Annotated in this window: 19 protein-coding genes and 1 pseudogene; 14 read left to right on the forward strand and 6 right to left on the reverse strand. The window is 65.0% G+C overall.

What is annotated here, in order from left to right; translation table 11 throughout:
* Positions 1-53: 53 nt before the first annotated feature.
* From CL52_RS02800 to CL52_RS02810, 3 genes are read left to right on the forward strand one after another with little or no spacing between them, the layout of a single operon-like run.
* On the forward strand, positions 54-1,073 hold the full coding sequence (locus CL52_RS02800; RefSeq protein WP_043218398.1) for an aminoglycoside phosphotransferase family protein: 1,020 nt from the start codon (positions 54-56) through the stop codon (positions 1,071-1,073).
* Entirely contained in the window at positions 1,070-1,738 is a 669-nt protein-coding gene (gene murU, locus CL52_RS02805; protein WP_043218401.1) for an N-acetylmuramate alpha-1-phosphate uridylyltransferase MurU, read from the forward strand. The genes CL52_RS02800 and murU overlap by 4 nt, the downstream gene beginning before the upstream one ends.
* Positions 1,735-2,505, forward strand: a complete 771-nt coding sequence (locus CL52_RS02810; RefSeq protein WP_043218405.1) for a TerB family tellurite resistance protein — start codon at positions 1,735-1,737, stop codon at positions 2,503-2,505. The genes murU and CL52_RS02810 overlap by 4 nt, the downstream gene beginning before the upstream one ends.
* A gap of 6 nt (positions 2,506-2,511) precedes the next feature.
* Here CL52_RS02810 and CL52_RS02815 read toward each other — a convergent pair whose 3' ends face one another.
* Positions 2,512-3,492: a DUF3530 family protein gene (locus tag CL52_RS02815; protein WP_043218407.1), complete on the reverse strand. Its 981-nt coding sequence runs from the start codon at positions 3,490-3,492 to the stop codon at positions 2,512-2,514.
* A gap of 118 nt (positions 3,493-3,610) precedes the next feature.
* Between CL52_RS02815 and rpe the strand changes: the two genes are divergently transcribed.
* From rpe to trpC, 6 genes are all read left to right on the forward strand, one after another.
* Positions 3,611-4,285, forward strand: a complete 675-nt coding sequence (gene rpe / locus CL52_RS02820; protein WP_041110876.1) for a ribulose-phosphate 3-epimerase — start codon at positions 3,611-3,613, stop codon at positions 4,283-4,285.
* On the forward strand, positions 4,282-4,983 hold the full coding sequence (locus CL52_RS02825; protein WP_043218411.1) for a phosphoglycolate phosphatase: 702 nt from the start codon (positions 4,282-4,284) through the stop codon (positions 4,981-4,983). Before rpe ends, CL52_RS02825 begins: the two co-directional genes overlap by 4 nt.
* A 182-nt stretch (positions 4,984-5,165) precedes the next feature.
* Positions 5,166-6,659 carry an anthranilate synthase component I gene (gene trpE, locus CL52_RS02830; RefSeq protein ID WP_041110880.1) on the forward strand — a complete coding sequence of 498 codons (1,494 nt, stop codon included), beginning with the start codon at positions 5,166-5,168 and terminating at the stop codon, positions 6,657-6,659.
* An 11-nt stretch (positions 6,660-6,670) separates the two neighbouring features.
* Positions 6,671-7,264 (forward strand): aminodeoxychorismate/anthranilate synthase component II, encoded by a 594-nt coding sequence (locus CL52_RS02835; protein WP_043218415.1) that lies wholly within the window; start codon positions 6,671-6,673, stop codon positions 7,262-7,264.
* Positions 7,264-8,310: an anthranilate phosphoribosyltransferase gene (gene trpD / locus CL52_RS02840; RefSeq protein WP_043218416.1), complete on the forward strand. Its 1,047-nt coding sequence runs from the start codon at positions 7,264-7,266 to the stop codon at positions 8,308-8,310. Before CL52_RS02835 ends, trpD begins: the two co-directional genes overlap by 1 nt.
* The gene (trpC, locus tag CL52_RS02845; protein WP_041110891.1) at positions 8,307-9,140 is read left to right on the forward strand and encodes an indole-3-glycerol phosphate synthase TrpC; all 834 of its coding nucleotides are present in this window, start codon (positions 8,307-8,309) and stop codon (positions 9,138-9,140) included. Before trpD ends, trpC begins: the two co-directional genes overlap by 4 nt.
* Before the next feature lie 74 nt (positions 9,141-9,214).
* On the opposite strand, the gene crp is transcribed toward trpC, so the two are convergent.
* Positions 9,215-9,859, reverse strand: coding sequence for a cAMP-activated global transcriptional regulator CRP (crp, locus tag CL52_RS02850; protein WP_041110893.1), 645 nt, complete (start codon positions 9,857-9,859; stop codon positions 9,215-9,217).
* Between the two features lie 223 nt (positions 9,860-10,082).
* On the opposite strand from crp, the gene CL52_RS02855 reads away from it, so the two are divergent.
* A complete protein-coding gene (locus CL52_RS02855) occupies positions 10,083-10,505 on the forward strand; it encodes an OsmC family protein (RefSeq protein WP_043218419.1) in 423 nt (140 codons plus the stop codon).
* A 196-nt stretch (positions 10,506-10,701) separates the two neighbouring features.
* Positions 10,702-11,499 (forward strand): adenosylmethionine decarboxylase, encoded by a 798-nt coding sequence (gene speD / locus CL52_RS02860; RefSeq protein ID WP_043218420.1) that lies wholly within the window; start codon positions 10,702-10,704, stop codon positions 11,497-11,499.
* Positions 11,500-11,512: 13 nt separating this feature from the next.
* Here speD and CL52_RS02865 read toward each other — a convergent pair whose 3' ends face one another.
* Positions 11,513-12,400: a cation diffusion facilitator family transporter gene (locus tag CL52_RS02865; RefSeq protein WP_043218426.1), complete on the reverse strand. Its 888-nt coding sequence runs from the start codon at positions 12,398-12,400 to the stop codon at positions 11,513-11,515.
* A gap of 7 nt (positions 12,401-12,407) precedes the next feature.
* Positions 12,408-12,836 (reverse strand): periplasmic Zn2+ metallochaperone PmcY, encoded by a 429-nt coding sequence (gene pmcY, locus CL52_RS02870; protein ID WP_041110900.1) that lies wholly within the window; start codon positions 12,834-12,836, stop codon positions 12,408-12,410.
* A 154-nt stretch (positions 12,837-12,990) separates the two neighbouring features.
* On the opposite strand from pmcY, the gene CL52_RS02875 reads away from it, so the two are divergent.
* Positions 12,991-13,455, forward strand: coding sequence for a DEAD/DEAH box helicase (locus CL52_RS02875; RefSeq protein WP_041110902.1), 465 nt, complete (start codon positions 12,991-12,993; stop codon positions 13,453-13,455).
* 27 nt (positions 13,456-13,482) lie between these two features.
* Here CL52_RS02875 and CL52_RS02880 read toward each other — a convergent pair whose 3' ends face one another.
* The gene (locus tag CL52_RS02880; RefSeq protein ID WP_015275564.1) at positions 13,483-14,082 is read right to left on the reverse strand and encodes a DUF6088 family protein; all 600 of its coding nucleotides are present in this window, start codon (positions 14,080-14,082) and stop codon (positions 13,483-13,485) included.
* Between the two features lie 166 nt (positions 14,083-14,248).
* Positions 14,249-14,539, reverse strand: coding sequence for a helix-turn-helix domain-containing protein (locus tag CL52_RS02885; RefSeq protein WP_003292631.1), 291 nt, complete (start codon positions 14,537-14,539; stop codon positions 14,249-14,251).
* Positions 14,540-14,643: 104 nt separating this feature from the next.
* On the opposite strand from CL52_RS02885, the gene CL52_RS02890 reads away from it, so the two are divergent.
* Both CL52_RS02890 and CL52_RS02895 read left to right on the forward strand, forming a co-directional pair.
* Positions 14,644-15,090 carry a hypothetical protein gene (locus tag CL52_RS02890; protein ID WP_003292632.1) on the forward strand — a complete coding sequence of 149 codons (447 nt, stop codon included), beginning with the start codon at positions 14,644-14,646 and terminating at the stop codon, positions 15,088-15,090.
* 219 nt (positions 15,091-15,309) lie between these two features.
* Positions 15,310-15,648, forward strand: a pseudogene (locus CL52_RS02895) (three-Cys-motif partner protein TcmP); the annotation flags it as partial.
* Positions 15,649-15,666 lie beyond the last annotated feature (18 nt).

Raw genomic sequence — 15,666 nt, forward strand, 5'->3', positions numbered from 1 at the left:
TGCTGGATAATAAAGCATGACCTGCCCATCGGCTAGCGCCGCGGAGACGCCCAATGCCTCACGAAGACCAACGCCTGTCAGCTTTGCAAGCCTGGCTGGCGCATCAGCTACCTGCCATTTTCCGAGAGCGTGACTGGGGCGAGGTCCCGGTCGGCGAGCTGAGCGCGGCCAGCAGCGACGCCAGTTTTCGTCGCTATTTCCGTTGGGCGGACGGCGTGCACAGCCTGATCGTGATGGATGCACCGCCACCGCAGGAAGACTGCCGGCCCTTCGTGAAGGTCGCCGGGCTGCTCGCGGACGCAGGCGTCCACGTGCCGGCGGTGCTGGCGAGCGATCTGGAGAACGGCTTCCTGCTGCTCGATGATCTCGGGCGGCATACCTATCTTGACGTGATCGACGAGGCCAATGCCGACCGACTGTTCGCCGATGCCATCGACACGCTGATCGCATTTCAGCGCCGCCCGGTCGCGCAGCCGCTGCCCAGTTACGATGAGACGCTGCTGCGGCGCGAGCTGGAGCTGTTCCCCGAATGGTACGTGAGCCGGCATCTCGGTCATCGCTTCGATGCCGCGCAGCAGGCCTGCTGGTCGCGGATCTGCAACCTGCTGATCGACTCGGCGTTGGCGCAGCCGCGAGTGCTGGTGCACCGCGACTACATGCCGCGCAACCTGATGCTGAGCGAGCCCAATCCGGGTGTGCTGGATTTCCAGGATGCCGTGCTGGGGCCGGTCAGCTACGACATCACCTCGCTGTTCAAGGATGCCTTCCTGAGCTGGCCGCAGGCGCGCGTCGACGCCTGGCTGCAGCGCTACTGGCAGCAGGCGCGGGAAGCCGGCGTGCCGCTGCCCGAAGCCTTCGGCGACTTCCAGCGTGACAGCGACCTCATGGGGGTGCAGCGCCACCTGAAGGTGATCGGCATCTTCGCGCGCATCTGTCACCGCGACGGCAAACCGCGCTATCTCGCCGACGTACCGCGTTTCTTCGCCTATCTGCGCGAGGTGCTGGCGCGACGGCCTGAGCTGGCCGAGCTTGAACGGCTGCTCGACAGCCTGCCCGGGCAGGCGCGCCCATGAAGGCGATGATCCTGGCCGCCGGCAAGGGTGAGCGCCTGCGCCCGTTGACCCTGCATACACCCAAACCGCTGGCTCGTGCCGGGGGGATGCCGTTGATCGAGTACCACGTCAGGGCGCTGGTCGCCGCCGGCTTCGACGAGCTGGTGGTCAACCATGCCTGGCTCGGCGAGCAGCTCGAGGCGTACCTGGGGGACGGCGCCCGCTTTGGCGCCTGCATTCGCTACTCGCCGGAGGGGGAGCCACTGGAAACCGGCGGTGGCATCCTGCGTGCGCTGCCATTGCTCGGGGAGGAGCCGTTCCTGGTGGTCAATGGCGACATCTGGACCCGCTACGATTTCGCGCGCCTGCGGCGGCCGCTCGAGGCGCTGGCGCACCTGGTGCTGGTCGACAACCCGGCACACAACCCGCAGGGGGATTTCGTGCTCCGTGACGGCCAGGTGCACGAGGCGGGTGCGGGCGTCGCGCTGACCTACAGCGGCATGGCGCTGCTGCATCCGGCCCTGTTCAGCGGTCTGCAGCCCGGCGCGTTCAAGCTGGCGCCGCTGCTGCGCGGAGCAATGGCCCAGGGGCAGGTGACCGGCGAGCACTTTGCTGGTGACTGGATCGATGTCGGCACGCACGAGCGGCTGGCGCAGGTCGAGCGGCTGCTGGAGAAACAGCCTTGAGGTACTGGCCGCTGACCCTGGCCGGCACCCTGGCGGGTTGGCTGCTGGCGAGCATCCCTGGCGCGCTGCTTGGCGGCGTGTTGGGGCAGGTGCTGGACCGGCGCCTGGGGCTGGAGGGCTGGGCGAGTCTGCTCGCGCTGTTGCGTGGGCAGCCACCGCTGCGAGGCAACGAGCTGCAGTTCGTCCTGTTGGGCCGGCTGGCCAAGAGCGCCGGCCGGGTCACCGAGGCGCATATCCGGATTGCGCGTGCCGAGATGCAGCGGCTCGGCCTCGACGGTACCGCTCAGCGCGCCGCGATCGAAGCCTTTTCGCGCGGCAAGCGAGACGATCTCGGCCTGCGTACGCCGCTGCGCCGGCTGCGCGGGCGGCGTGAGCAGGCACGGGCCCTGCTCGAGGCCTGCTGGCGCATGGCGCGGGCCGACGCCGAGATCGGGCCGCGCGAGCACGAGCTGATTCTGCTCTGGGGCAAGTGGATGGGCTGGACGGCGGCCGATGTGGCCGCGCTGGACACCGCACCACGACCGCGCGGCGCAGCTCCGGCAAGCCGTGGCGGCGCCTATCAGAAAGCGCTGGATCTGCTGGGCGTGCGCGCCGATACCGAGCCGGAGGCCATCAAGCGCGCCTACCGTCGCCTGCTCAGTCGCCACCACCCGGACAAGCTGGCCGGTGCCGGGGCCAGACCGGCTGCCGTGCGCGAGGCTACCGAACGTACCCGTGAGCTGCACAGCGCCTACGCCCTGGTGCGCGAGCGGCGGGGCTTCCGCTGAGCGCGGTCAAGGCGTTGTCTGCTTGTCCAGCCAGGCGCGGACGCGCCGGTAGAGTTGCTCCTGCTCGGCCGCCGCGTCGGCGGGTAGCCGCTGCAGGATGATCTGGCGATAGTTCGGATGGCGCGCCCGCTGGCTGGCGTCGAGGCGCTCGCGCGCTTGCGGCGAGCGGGTCCCGGTTTGGCCGTAGATGAAGTCCGCAGTGGGCAGCGCCAGTTCGCTCAGCAGATCGGCGAGCGGCTTGTCCTGTTCTGCCGGACGCCTGGGCTCGATGAGCACCAGGCCGCCGACGTCTTTCGCACCGCTGTTTTGCAGATAGCGGGCGGCCCAGTAGGCGCCGGTGCCGTGCCCGACGAGCACGACCGTCGCCGCGCCACTGCTGCGCGCTTGTGTCAGGGCGGCCTCAAGGCGGGCCTCGATTCGCTGTGCCTGATTCACCGGCTCGGCTTTGGGCTCGGCGGCCGGTGCTTGCGGCGGTTGTGCGTCGTCGAGCGGCGGTGCGGTCTTCTCCGGCAGATAGCCGGCCTCGCTGGGGGCGCCGTCTGCAGGCGCGGCATCCGCCTCGGGCGCGGTGCCTGCGTCGGGCGCGGGCGCGGCCGGCTCGGCGGCGGGCGGCGCCGGTGCCGCATCCGGCAGCGTCAGGCTGAGCGTCTGCCAGCCGGCATCCGGCAACTGACGGCGCAGCGGCCCGATGACTCTGGGCCAGTCGGCGCTTTCGCCATCACCGGGTAGCAGCACGATGACGCCACGGCTCTGCCCCAGGTTCGAGGGCAGCTGCAGGCCGACAAAGGTTTCTTCGCCCGCCTGCAGTTCGAGGGCCTGACGCGGAAAGCGCTGGGCAAGGGCCCGGCCGAGCTGTTCGCTTCGTTCACCGGCAGCGACCCGCACCGGCTCCGCAGGCGGCGCTTCGGGAGGCGCCGGGGGCGGCTCCTCGCTTCTCGCGATCGTTGGCAGCAGCAACAGGGTGGCTAGTAGCAGGCTCGGCAGCATTCCGTCTCTCCAGGCGCGACCCTCAGGGTAGCGGCGCTGCTCGCGCATGGCCAGCGGTGGCCACGCCGGGACCGGGCTCGGGTAAACTGCCGCCTTTTCGCTGCTCAAGAGGTGCGCCATGCAGCCTTTCGCCATCGCTCCGTCGATTCTCTCTGCCGATTTCGCCCGCCTCGGACAGGAGGTGGACAGTGTGCTCGCTGCGGGTGCCGACATCGTTCACTTCGATGTCATGGACAACCATTACGTGCCCAACCTGACCATCGGCCCGATGGTCTGCAGCGCCTTGCGCAAGTACGGCATCACCGCGCCGATCGATGTGCACCTGATGGTCAAGCCGGTCGATCGCATCATCGGCGACTTCCTCGAGGCCGGCGCCAGCTACATCACCTTTCACCCGGAAGCGTCCGAGCACATCGATCGCTCGCTGCAGCTGATCCGCGACGGCGGCGCCAAGGCCGGGCTGGTGTTCAACCCGGCCACGCCGCTGGACTGCCTGAAGTACGTCATGGACAAGGTCGACATGATCCTGTTGATGAGCGTCAACCCCGGATTCGGCGGCCAGAAGTTCATTCCCGGTACGCTCGACAAGCTGCGCGAAGCACGCGCGCTGATCGACGCCAGCGGCCGCGAGATTCGCCTGGAAATCGACGGCGGGGTGAACGTGAAGAACATTCGCGAGATTGCCGAGGCCGGCGCCGACACCTTTGTCGCCGGCTCGGCGATCTTCAACCAGCCGGACTACAAGGCCGTGATCGACACCATGCGCGGCGAGCTGGCGCAGGTCCGCCGATGAACCGGCTGCAGCGCCTGTTCGACGGCGAGCTGCCGCGCCTGGCGATGTTCGACCTGGACGGCACGCTGATGGATTCGGTACCTGACCTGGCGGCGGCGGTCGACAGGATGCTGATGCTGCTCGGCCGGCAACCTGCCGGCATCGAGCGGGTGCGTGACTGGGTCGGCAACGGCTCACGGGTGCTGGTTCGCCGCGCCCTGGCCGGACACTACGAGCACGCCGGCGTCGGCGAGGACGAGACCGACGCGGCGCTGGCGCTGTTCATGCAGGCCTATGCCGGTGCGCATGAACTGACCAGCGTGTACCCCGGTGTCGTCGATTGCCTGGACTGGCTGCGCGAGCGCGGTGTCGCACTGGCGGTGATCACCAACAAGCCGTCGCAGTTCGTCGCGCCGTTACTGGAGGAAAAGGGGCTGGGCGGCTATTTCCGCTGGCTGGTCGGTGGCGATACCCTGCCTCAGCAGAAGCCCGATCCTGCCGCGTTGCACTGGGTCATGCAGCAGGCCGGCGTAACCGCGGCCGAAGCGCTGTTTGTCGGCGACTCGCGTAACGACGTGCTGGCTGCTCGCGCGGCCGGCGTGCCCTGCGTCGCGGTCAGCTATGGCTACAACCACGGTCGACCGATCGACGAGGAGGAGCCGGAGCTGGTGCTCGACGACCTGCGCCAGCTGGTTGCTTCGCCTGAGGGGCTGCGCTAGTGTGGCGAGGTTTTCCTCCTGCCCGCCGAAGAGATCAGATCGTGGTGGTGACTCGCAAACAGTGGATGAAGGTCATCAAGGCCCTGGCGCGCTGGCGCTGGCGCGCCTGAGCTCCCTGTGCCGGCATCTGGCCGGCCCCTGTTTGCGAACCGTTCCAAGCCCCCTCAGACCACGAGGCTGACATGACCCGCGACGAATTTCTGCGTCTGGCCGCCGAAGGCCACAATCGCATTCCGCTGTCCTTCGAAACCCTGGCCGATTTCGACACCCCGCTGTCGCTCTATCTCAAGCTGGCCGATGCACCCAATTCCTACCTGCTCGAGTCGGTGCAGGGCGGCGAGAAGTGGGGCCGTTACTCGATCATCGGCTTGCCCTGTCGCACCGTGCTGCGTGTCCATGGACAGCGGATCAGCGTGACCACCGACGGCGTCGAGCAGGAACGCGCCGAGGTCGAGGATCCGCTGGCCTTTGTCGAGGCATTCCAGCAGCGCTATCGCGTGGCGCCGGTCGAGGGCCTGCCGCGCTTCAACGGCGGGCTGGTCGGCTACTTCGGCTACGACAGCGTGCGCTACGTCGAGCAGCGCCTGGGCCGCTGCGAGGCACCCGACCCGCTGGGCACGCCGGACATCCTGCTGATGGTCTCCGACGCCGTGGTGGTGTTCGACAACCTGGCTGGCAAGCTGCATTGCATCGTGCTGGTCGACCCGGCCGCGGCGGATGCCTACGAGCAGGGCCTGGCCCAGTTGCGTGCCCTGCGTGAGCGCCTGCGCCAGCCGGTCGTGCCGCGCCTGGGGCTGGACTTCGAGACCGGGGCCAGGGGCGAGCCGGTGTTCCGCTCGAGTTTCTCGCGCGAGGACTTCGAGGCGGCAGTTTCGCGCATCAAGGACTACATCCTCGCCGGCGACTGCATGCAGGTGGTGATCTCCCAGCGCATGTCGATCCCCTTCGCCGCCGCGCCGATCGACCTCTATCGGGCGCTGCGCTGTTTCAACCCGACGCCCTACATGTACTTCTTCAATTTCGGCGACTTCCACGTGGTCGGCTCCTCCCCGGAGGTGCTGGTGCGCGTCGAGGACGGCCTGGTTACCGTGCGGCCGATCGCCGGGACCCGTCCGCGCGGCGCCACCGACGAGGCCGACCGTGCCCTCGAGGCCGACCTGTTGTCCGATACCAAGGAGCTGGCCGAGCACCTGATGCTGATCGACCTGGGCCGCAACGACGTCGGCCGGGTCGCCGAGACCGGCTCGGTGAAGCTCACCGAGAAGATGGTCATCGAGCGCTATTCCAACGTGATGCACATCGTTTCCAACGTCACCGGGCAGCTCAAGCAGGGGCTCTCGGCAATGGATGCGCTGCGCGCCATCCTGCCGGCGGGCACCTTGTCCGGTGCGCCGAAGATCCGTGCCATGGAGATCATCGATGAACTGGAGCCGGTCAAGCGCGGCGTCTACGGCGGTGCGGTCGGCTACCTCGCGTGGAACGGCAACATGGACACCGCCATCGCCATCCGTACCGCGGTGATCAAGGACGGCGAGCTGCACGTGCAGGCCGGCGCCGGCATCGTCGCCGACTCGCAGCCGGCACTCGAGTGGGAAGAAACCCTGAACAAGCGCCGCGCGATGTTCCGTGCCGTCGCCCTGGCCGAACAGACCGCCCCCGAACAGTCCGAGCGCTGAGGAGCCGAGCCATGCTGCTGATGATCGACAACTACGACTCCTTTACCTACAACGTGGTGCAGTACCTCGGCGAGCTGGGTGCCGACGTGCACGTGGTACGCAACGACGAACTCGACGTCGCGGCGATCGAGGCACTCGCCCCCGAACGCATCGTCGTCTCTCCCGGCCCCTGCACGCCGAACGAGGCCGGCGTATCGCTCGAAGTGATCCGCCATTTCGCCGGCAAGCTGCCGATTCTCGGGGTCTGCCTTGGCCATCAGAGCATCGGCCAGGCCTTCGGCGGCGAAGTGGTCCGCGCACGCCAGGCCATGCACGGCAAGACCAGCCCGGTGTTCCACCGCAACCAGGGCGTGTTCGCCGGCCTCAACAATCCGCTGACCGTCACCCGCTACCACTCGCTGGTGGTCAAGCGCGAGACGCTGCCCGATTGCTTGGAGATCACCGCCTGGACGCAGCTGGAGGACGGCTCGGTCGACGAGATCATGGGCCTGCGGCACAAGACGCTGAGCGTCGAGGGCGTGCAGTTCCATCCCGAATCCATCCTCACCGAACAGGGCCACGAACTGTTCGCCAACTTCCTCAAGCAGACCGGAGGCGCGCGCTGATGGAGATCAAGGAAGCGCTCAACCGGATCGTCGCTCAGCTGGACCTGACCACCGACGAAATGAAGGACGTGATGCGCCAGATCATGACCGGGCAATGTACCGATGCGCAGGTCGGTGCCTTCCTCATGGGCATGCGCATGAAGAGCGAGACCATCGATGAAATCGTCGGCGCGGTGCAGGTCATGCGTGAGCTGGCCGCGCCGGTCGCCTTTGACAGCGAGCGGCTGGTCGATACCTGCGGCACCGGCGGCGACGGCATGAACATCTTCAATGTCTCCACCGCGGCGGCGTTCGTCGTCGCCGCAGCAGGAGGCAAGGTAGCGAAGCACGGCAACCGTGCAGTGTCCGGCAAGAGCGGCAGTGCCGACCTGCTGGAGGCGGCGGGGGTCTACCTCGACCTCGCCCCTGAGCAGGTGGCGCGCAGCGTCGACGCGGTGGGCGTGGGCTTCATGTTTGCCCCGGCACATCACGGCGCCATGCGTTTCGCCGCGGGCCCGCGGCGCGAACTGGGGCTGCGTACGCTGTTCAATATCCTCGGGCCGATGTCCAACCCGGCGGGTGTGAAGCATCAGGTGCTCGGCGTGTTCAGCAAGGCGTTGTGCCGACCGATGGCCGAGGTGCTGCAGCGCCTGGGCAGCAAGCACGTGCTGGTGGTGCATGCGCAGGATGGCCTGGACGAGGTCAGCCTCGCCGCGCCGACCCATGTGGCCGAGCTGAAGGATGGCGCGATCCGCGAGTACAGCGTGCAGCCGGAGGACTTCGGCATTCGTAGCCAGAGCCTGATCGGGCTTAACGTCGAAGACGCACAGGGTTCGCTGGCACTGATCAAGGATGCGCTCGGGCGCCGGCAAACCGAGAACGGTCAGAAGGCTGCCGACATGATCGTGCTCAACGCTGGCGCTGCGCTCTATGCCGCGGACCAGGCGTCTTCGTTCAAGCAGGGCGTGGAACTGGCCCACGATGCGCTCAGTACCGGCCTGGCGCGCGACAAGCTCGAGGAGCTGGTGTCCTTTACCGCCGTGTTCAAGCAGGAGAATGCCCGATGAGCGTGCCAACCGTGCTGGAGAAGATCGTTGCCCGCAAGGCCGAGGAAGTGGCCGAGCGCCGCGCCCGAGTGGCGCTCGACGAGTTGGCGCGGCAGGCCGCGGCTGCCGATCCGGTGCGCGGCTTCGCCGACGCGCTGATCCGCCGCGTGCGCGCCAAGGAGGCGGCAGTGATCGCCGAGGTGAAGAAGGCCTCGCCGAGCAAGGGCGTGCTGCGTGAGAACTTCGATCCGGTGCAGATCGCCCGTAGCTACGAAGCCGGTGGCGCGGCCTGCCTGTCGGTGCTCACCGACATCGATTTCTTCCAGGGCGCCGATGCCTACCTGCAGCAGGCGCGTTCGGCCTGCAGCCTGCCGGTGATTCGCAAGGATTTCATGATCGACCCCTACCAGGTGGTCGAGGCCCGGGCCCTGGGTGCCGATTGCATTCTGCTGATTGCCGCGGTGCTCGATGACGGCCAGCTGGCCGAGTTGTCCGCCGAAGCGCGTTCGCTGGGCATGGACGTGCTGGTGGAAGTGCACGATGCCAGCGAGCTTGAGCGGGCGCTGAAGCTGGAGACGCCGCTGTTGGGGATCAACAACCGCAACCTGCACACCTTCGAGGTGAGCCTGGAAACGACGCTCGACCTGTTGCCGCGCATTCCGCAGGACCGCATCGTGGTCACCGAGAGCGGCATTCTCAATCGGGCCGACGTCGAGCTGATGGAAATCAACCAGGTCTACGCCTTCCTCGTCGGCGAGGCCTTCATGCGCGCGGAACAGCCGGGCGCCGAGTTGCAGCGCCTGTTCTTTCCCGAGCGCCGTCAGCGCACGGTAGCCGCCGATCCACAGTAGGGTCGGCCTTCGTCTGAAACGAAAAGGCCGGAGTCGCGTCGCCGCGGCTCCGGCCTTTTCCTGCTCGGGCGCGCTCAGCGCGTACCGAACACCACCATCGTCTTGCCCTTCACGTAGACCAGCCCCTGAGCCTCGAGGCTCTTGAGTACCCGGCCTACCATCTCCCGCGAACAACCGACGATACGGCCGATCTCCTGGCGGGTGATCTTGATCTGCATGCCGTCGGGGTGGGTCATGGCGTCAGGTTGCTTGCACAGGTCGAGCAGGGTGCGCGCGACGCGGCCGGTGACGTCGAGAAACGCCAGGTCGCCGACCTTGCGCGTGGTGGCGCGCAGGCGATCGGCCATCTGGCTGCCCAGCGCATAGAGAATTTCCGGGTCCTGCTGGGTCAGTTCGCGGAACTTCGTGTAGCTGAGTTCCGCCACCTCGCATTCGGTCTTGGCGCGAACCCAGGCACTGCGTTCCTTCTCGCTGCCCTCCTTTTCGAACAGGCCCATCTCGCCGAAGAAGTCGCCGGCGTTGAGATAGGCGATGATCATTTCGCGGCCGTCATCGTCTTCGATGAGGATGGTGACCGAACCCTTGACGATATAGAACAGCGACTCGCAACGATCCCCTTGGTAGATGATTGTGCTCTTGGCCGTGTAACGGCGTCGGTGGCAGTGCGCCAGCAACTTGTCGATGTTCTTTACCTTGGGTGTGAGTGTGATAGCTACCATGCTCTGAGTCCCGGGATAATGCTTGGATAAATGTTGGTTCTTATTGTTTGAATTCATCATGTCCGCAGCTCTTTTGGCCAGCCAACCCGGAGGGTAAGCGGTCAGACATAACCTGCGATACATTTTTGCGGTGGGTCAACGCACCTTTGGTCGGGTCCGCTGTCCGCAGCGGCAGAAGTCCACATGTTAAGCTATTGCTCCTTTCAAATTGTGGAGCCAGTTGATGAAAGCGCGCATTCAATGGGTCGATGGCGCCATGTTTTTAGGTGAATCGGGCAGTGGGCACGTCGTGGTGATGGATGGGCCGCCCGAAGCCGGAGGGCGTAATCTCGGGGTACGACCCATGGAAATGCTGTTGCTTGGCCTCGGCGGGTGCAGCAACTTCGATGTGGTGAGCATCCTGAAAAAGTCCCGACAGGCGGTCGATAGTTGCGAAGCCTTCGTCGAGGCCGAGCGTGCCAGCGAGGACCCCAAGGTCTTCACCAAGATCCACCTACGCTTCGTGGTCAAGGGGCACGCCCTGAAGGAGCCGCAGGTCAAGCGTGCCGTGGAACTGTCGGCGGAGAAGTACTGCTCGGCCTCGATCATGCTGGGCCGCGCCGGCGTCGAGATCACCCACTCCTACGAGATCGTCGAGCTGCAGTAAGCGCTTGGCGGTCGGCGACAGCCGCTGGTGAGCGCATCGGCCGCCCAGCATGGCGTGCGCTCGGTTGCCCCGGGCGATCACGTCGATCACGCAATTGCCTAACCTCCGCGCGTAGAGAGGCCCGGCGTCCGGGCGGCGGGGTTTCGTCTGCCGGTATGCTCAGCACCTGGGCAGGGCCGCACGCGAGAGATCTTCAATGGCGACAAGCAAACTCAAGCTCCACGGGTTCAACAACCTGACCAAGACCTTGAGCTTCAACATCTACGACATCTGCTATGCGCAGACGCCGGAAGACCAGCAGGCGTACGTCCAGTACATCAACGAAGAGTACGATGCCGAACGCCTGACGCAGATTCTCGGCGATGTCGTCGACATCATCGGCGCGAACATCCTCAACATCGCCCGCCAGGACTACGACCCACAAGGCGCCAGCGTGACCATGCTGATCTCCGAGCAGCCGGTGACGCCGACCGACAGCCAGATCGAGGAGTCGCCCGGGCCGCTGCCGGATACCGTCGTTGCGCACCTCGACAAGAGCCACATCACCGTGCATACCTACCCGGAAATCCATCCGGACGACGGTATCGCCACCTTCAGGGTCGACATCGACGTCTCGACCTGTGGGGTGATCTCACCGCTCAAGGCGCTGAACTACCTGATTCATCAGTTCGATTCGGACATCGTCACCGTCGACTACCGGATACGCGGGTTCACCCGCGATGTCGAAGGCAGGAAGCACTTCATCGACCACGAGATCAATTCGATCCAGAACTACCTCTCCGACGACACTCGCGCGGCGTACCAGATGACTGACGTCAACGTGTATCAGGAGAACCTGTTCCACACCAAGATGCTGCTCAAGGACTTCGCGCCGGAGAACTACCTGTTCGGCGATGCCACGCGCAACCTCTCGCCGCCGCAGCGCCAGCAGGTCGAAGCGCGACTGCGCCACGAGATGCTGGAGATCTTCTACGCACGCAACATGTCGAGCTGACGCGGCCCTTCGCTCAGGCTTTCTTCACCACTTCCTGCGGGTCGGCGTGTACCAGCACCTCGGCGCGTGGGTAGTGCGCCTTGATCGCCGCCTCCACCTCGTCACACAGCGCATGCGCGCGCGACAGCGACAGTTCGCCGGGCAGCTCCAGGTGCAACTGGACGAACCAGCGTGTGCCCGATATCCGCGTGCGCAGGTCGTGGCAGCCGAGCACGCCGGGCACGGTGCGGGCCAGGCGCTGCATGTCTTCGCCGATTTCCGGCGAGAGCTCGGTATCCATCAGCACCGCTGCCGCCTCGCGCAGGATGCTCGCCGCGCTCCAGAGAATGTAGAAGGCGATGGCGATGCCGAAGACTGCATCCAGCCGCGCCCAGCCGTAGCTGGCCAACACCAGCGCCAGCAGGATGCTGAGGTTGAGCAGCAGGTCGGAGCGATAGTGCAGCGAGTCGGCGCGAATCGCGGTCGAGCCGGTGAGCCTGACCACGTGTCGTTGGTAGGCCAGCAGCGCCGCGGTCAGCAGCAGGGAGACGATGATCACCACGATGCCCACCAGGGGCGCGCCCAGCGGCTGCGGATGCAGCAGCCGATCGACCCCTTGCGCCCCCACGAGCAGGGCGCTGACGCCGATGAACGCGGCCTGGCCGAGGCCCGCCAGCGCTTCGGCCTTGCCGTGGCCATAGCGATGATCGTCGTCAGCCGGGCGCAGCGAGTAATGCACGGCGAGCAGGTTGATCAGCGAGGCGGCGCCATCGAGCAGCGAGTCGGTGAGCCCGGCGAGCAGGCTGACCGAGCCGCTCAGCCACCAGGCGACCGCCTTGCTAAGGGCCAGGAACAGCGCGACGGCCAGCGCTGCGCCGGACGCGCGACGCAGCAGGCGGGCGTGCTCTGCGCTGACGCTCATCGGCCGCTCACGCCGCCGGCCGCAGGCCGAACGCCGCGAGCTGGTCCAGGCTGCCCTGGTGGCGAATCAGGCGCGGGTCGTCCAGCGGCAGGCTGCGGCCGGTTTCGGCCTCGATGATGGCCTTCAGGCGAGCCTGGTCGATCTGGCCGTCGGCGCCGATGGCTTCCTGCAGCTTTTGCGGAGCCACCGAGTACTCGTCGCCCGGCAGGTAGATGGCGCCCGTGGCGAAGTCGATGCCAAAGGCGATCAGCCCGGGAATCACGTAGAACAGCAGGCCGACCGCGTCGAGCACGGCGATGGCCGGGTCGATACGGCCTTCGATCTGGCCACGGCGGTCCGGGTAGAACAGCGTGCCGCAGGCCGACAGCTGGGTGACCAGCGTGAGGGTGAGCAGGCCGCCAAGCAGACGGGAGCGGGGAAGCGATCGGGTAACCATGCGTACCTCCGGAAATAGTGGCGCAACTATACAAGGGAGCGATGATGTTTTCTCGACATCAGACCGCGATCCGTGGCGACCTGTTCGTTGCCGCGCTCGACGCCCACTGCCGCCGCCGGGCTGCCTATAATCGCGGCCTGAAGCGGAGTAGCCCATGATCTCACTGCCCATCGACGAAGCCCTGCCGGCCCTGCGCCGCGCGTTGCATGCGCGTGACGAGGCGGTTCTCGAAGCGCCGCCCGGCGCCGGCAAGACCACCCGCGTACCGCTCGCATTGCTCGACGAATCCTGGCTGGCGGGGCAGCGCATCATCGTGCTCGAACCCAGGCGTCTGGCCGCTCGCGCCGCTGCCGAGCGGATGGCCGATGAGCTGGGCGAGAGAGTCGGGCAGACGGTGGGCTATCGCATCCGCCTGGACAGTCGTGTCGGACCGCAGACGCGCATCGAGGTGGTGACCGAGGGGATCCTCGCCCGCCGTCTGCAGGACGATCCGGCGCTCGAGGGCGTCGGCCTGGTGATATTCGACGAATTCCATGTTTTGCTAAATGCGCAGGAAGTCGCATTGTCTTGTCAGAAAAGCCAGCCACGTCTCGCCTCAGGCTTTGGTAGCTGCCAGTAGGTGGAGTCGGGTAGGTGCTATTGCGCACTACTCAATCTCCTTGGCAGCAAAGCGCAATGCCGACCGCATCCACTCCGGCATCTTGCAGGCCCGGAGCTTCATCAGCTCTTCGCCGCTCAGCGCACTAACAATCTTGGAAACCACATTAGCGGACAGCCCTTCTTTCCCGATGTAGTAGAGAGCAGTAAGCGCCACACCTACCGTCGTGCCGGCGTGCTGCAAGCGGTCCTTGGATACGTGGCGGAGGCGAACCACCGCATTGCCAACCTTGATCTCGCGAGTAGATCCGCTGGTGTAAAAGGTCGGCAACACCTGCATCTGTGTGCTGAGGCCCAACCTCCGAACAGCCTCCGCGCCGTGTATCTGGATCGTCTCGCCGTTCGCCTTCGTGATGACCTCCACGACAGCCAGCGGACTCGGGCGCACCACCCTGCCGGTGTACTTGCTCATTTTGGGGCGCATGTAGACACCGCGAGCGACTCGCTCCAGCGTGCCTGATTGCACCAGCCTAGAAAGCGCTTTATTAATCGACGCACGGGAACCGACCTGCGCGAACACCGCGCCGGCAAATGGCCTCCCCTTTGGCATGTGCTTGACTCGATTTAAAATAGCTTGCGCGACGGACATATGAGCCCCAAAAAGTCAGAATCCACATATTTTCTGACGCCCACAAAAACTATAAGCCCTGCCAAAAACAGGACCTCCAGGCCAGCCACTGGGGACAGAGGGACAGCAAGATCAACACTCACTGTGCGGCCACGGAACCGGCCCCTCACACAGCCTCGCTGAGTAATCAGTCAGGTTCGACTAGAGCTCTCAACTCCTCACCAACCTTCTCCAGGAGCTGCTCAAAACTTTCAGGAGCTTCGGATCCAAGCAAGTAGGTCAGGGCCAAGAGGGTGACAGGGTGAGTGTCGAGCACCGTGCAGAGGCTATCGAGCTTTTCGAGAGTCGGGCTCGTTGCCCCGCGCTCCAGCATGCTGACGAAGGTACGACTGCTAACGAGCGAGAAATCTTCCTGTGCCAGCCCCCTACGCTGCCGCACGAGCCTCAACGCTTTCCCGAACGAATCCCGGACTTCCATTTTGCTGCTCCGCAAAATGGAACGATGAAGCGCGATTGAACAATATATGACTACAAAATATATTGTTCATCAATCAAGTACAATTATCATTAGGAGATTGGCGCGTGTTCAAAACCAGTCGGAATGCGGAACTGCTTCCTGGGCTCTCAACAGCGCCAGATGGCGTGCAGTTCTGGTCATATGTCGAGCTAGAGATGACCTGGCCCTGGTTCTACCTGCAGATCGTTGAGGACGATGGAAACGCGGCCTTTCGAAGCATGCTAATGGTTCCGTCGGTTCCATTGCTGGAACAGGTCATAGCTGCGCAGACCGAGCACGCCTGGCTGGAGCAGGCGTATCTTGTGAGTCCCGGGCATATGAACGAGGTGGGTCGCTGGTTGATGGAGCCGTTACTGGAGATCCTTTCAATTCGTGATGCACAAGGTAGCGAGCTTGGGCACCAGTACCGAGTGGAGGGAGATCGCACGTACTCAACCTCAGCGTGTCAGTCTCTCGGCAGTCGAATTAGTAAACACGTGATCTTCTCTGCTGCATTACATCTGCGAGGCTAACGCCCCACTTCCTACCCGTATCCATAGTCCCATCTGAACCGAGCTCAGTTGTCTTTCCAGAATTCGCTCCGCTGCACAAGGCCGAACTCATCGCCAGTCCTATCGGGATTCTCGTCGAACATGGTGTTGACCATACGCTCGCGGCGGAGACCACTCAGCGCTCGGAAAAAGCAGGCCTCACAGAGATGCACCTCATAACGCTCGCCATCATGCAAACACGATTTGCTGTTGGATGAGCATCACTTCGACGATGCCACCGATGACCGCGTCCGAGGAGAACTTTCAGAGCTCTTGCCCAACCAGGTCTACGAGGTAGAACGGCAACCTTTTTTGGGCCTGATGAGCGGATTGACCAACTACACCATGGCTGACGAGTTTCGCGTAAAGCAGGCGCTCGATATCGCTGTTGCGACCGGTGATTTGCTGGCGGTCGGTAAGGATGGCAAGACCAGGCGTCGCAAGGGCACTAGCATCAAATCCAGTGATATTCTGATAGCTCCCCCGCAGAGACCCATCTTCTTCGTGCCACAGCTGAAGAAATCCAGCTCGGAGAACTGAGGTTCGGCACCGCTCCTT

Source organism: Stutzerimonas balearica DSM 6083 (assembly GCF_000818015.1).
Taxonomy (GTDB): Bacteria; Pseudomonadota; Gammaproteobacteria; order Pseudomonadales; family Pseudomonadaceae; genus Stutzerimonas; species Stutzerimonas balearica.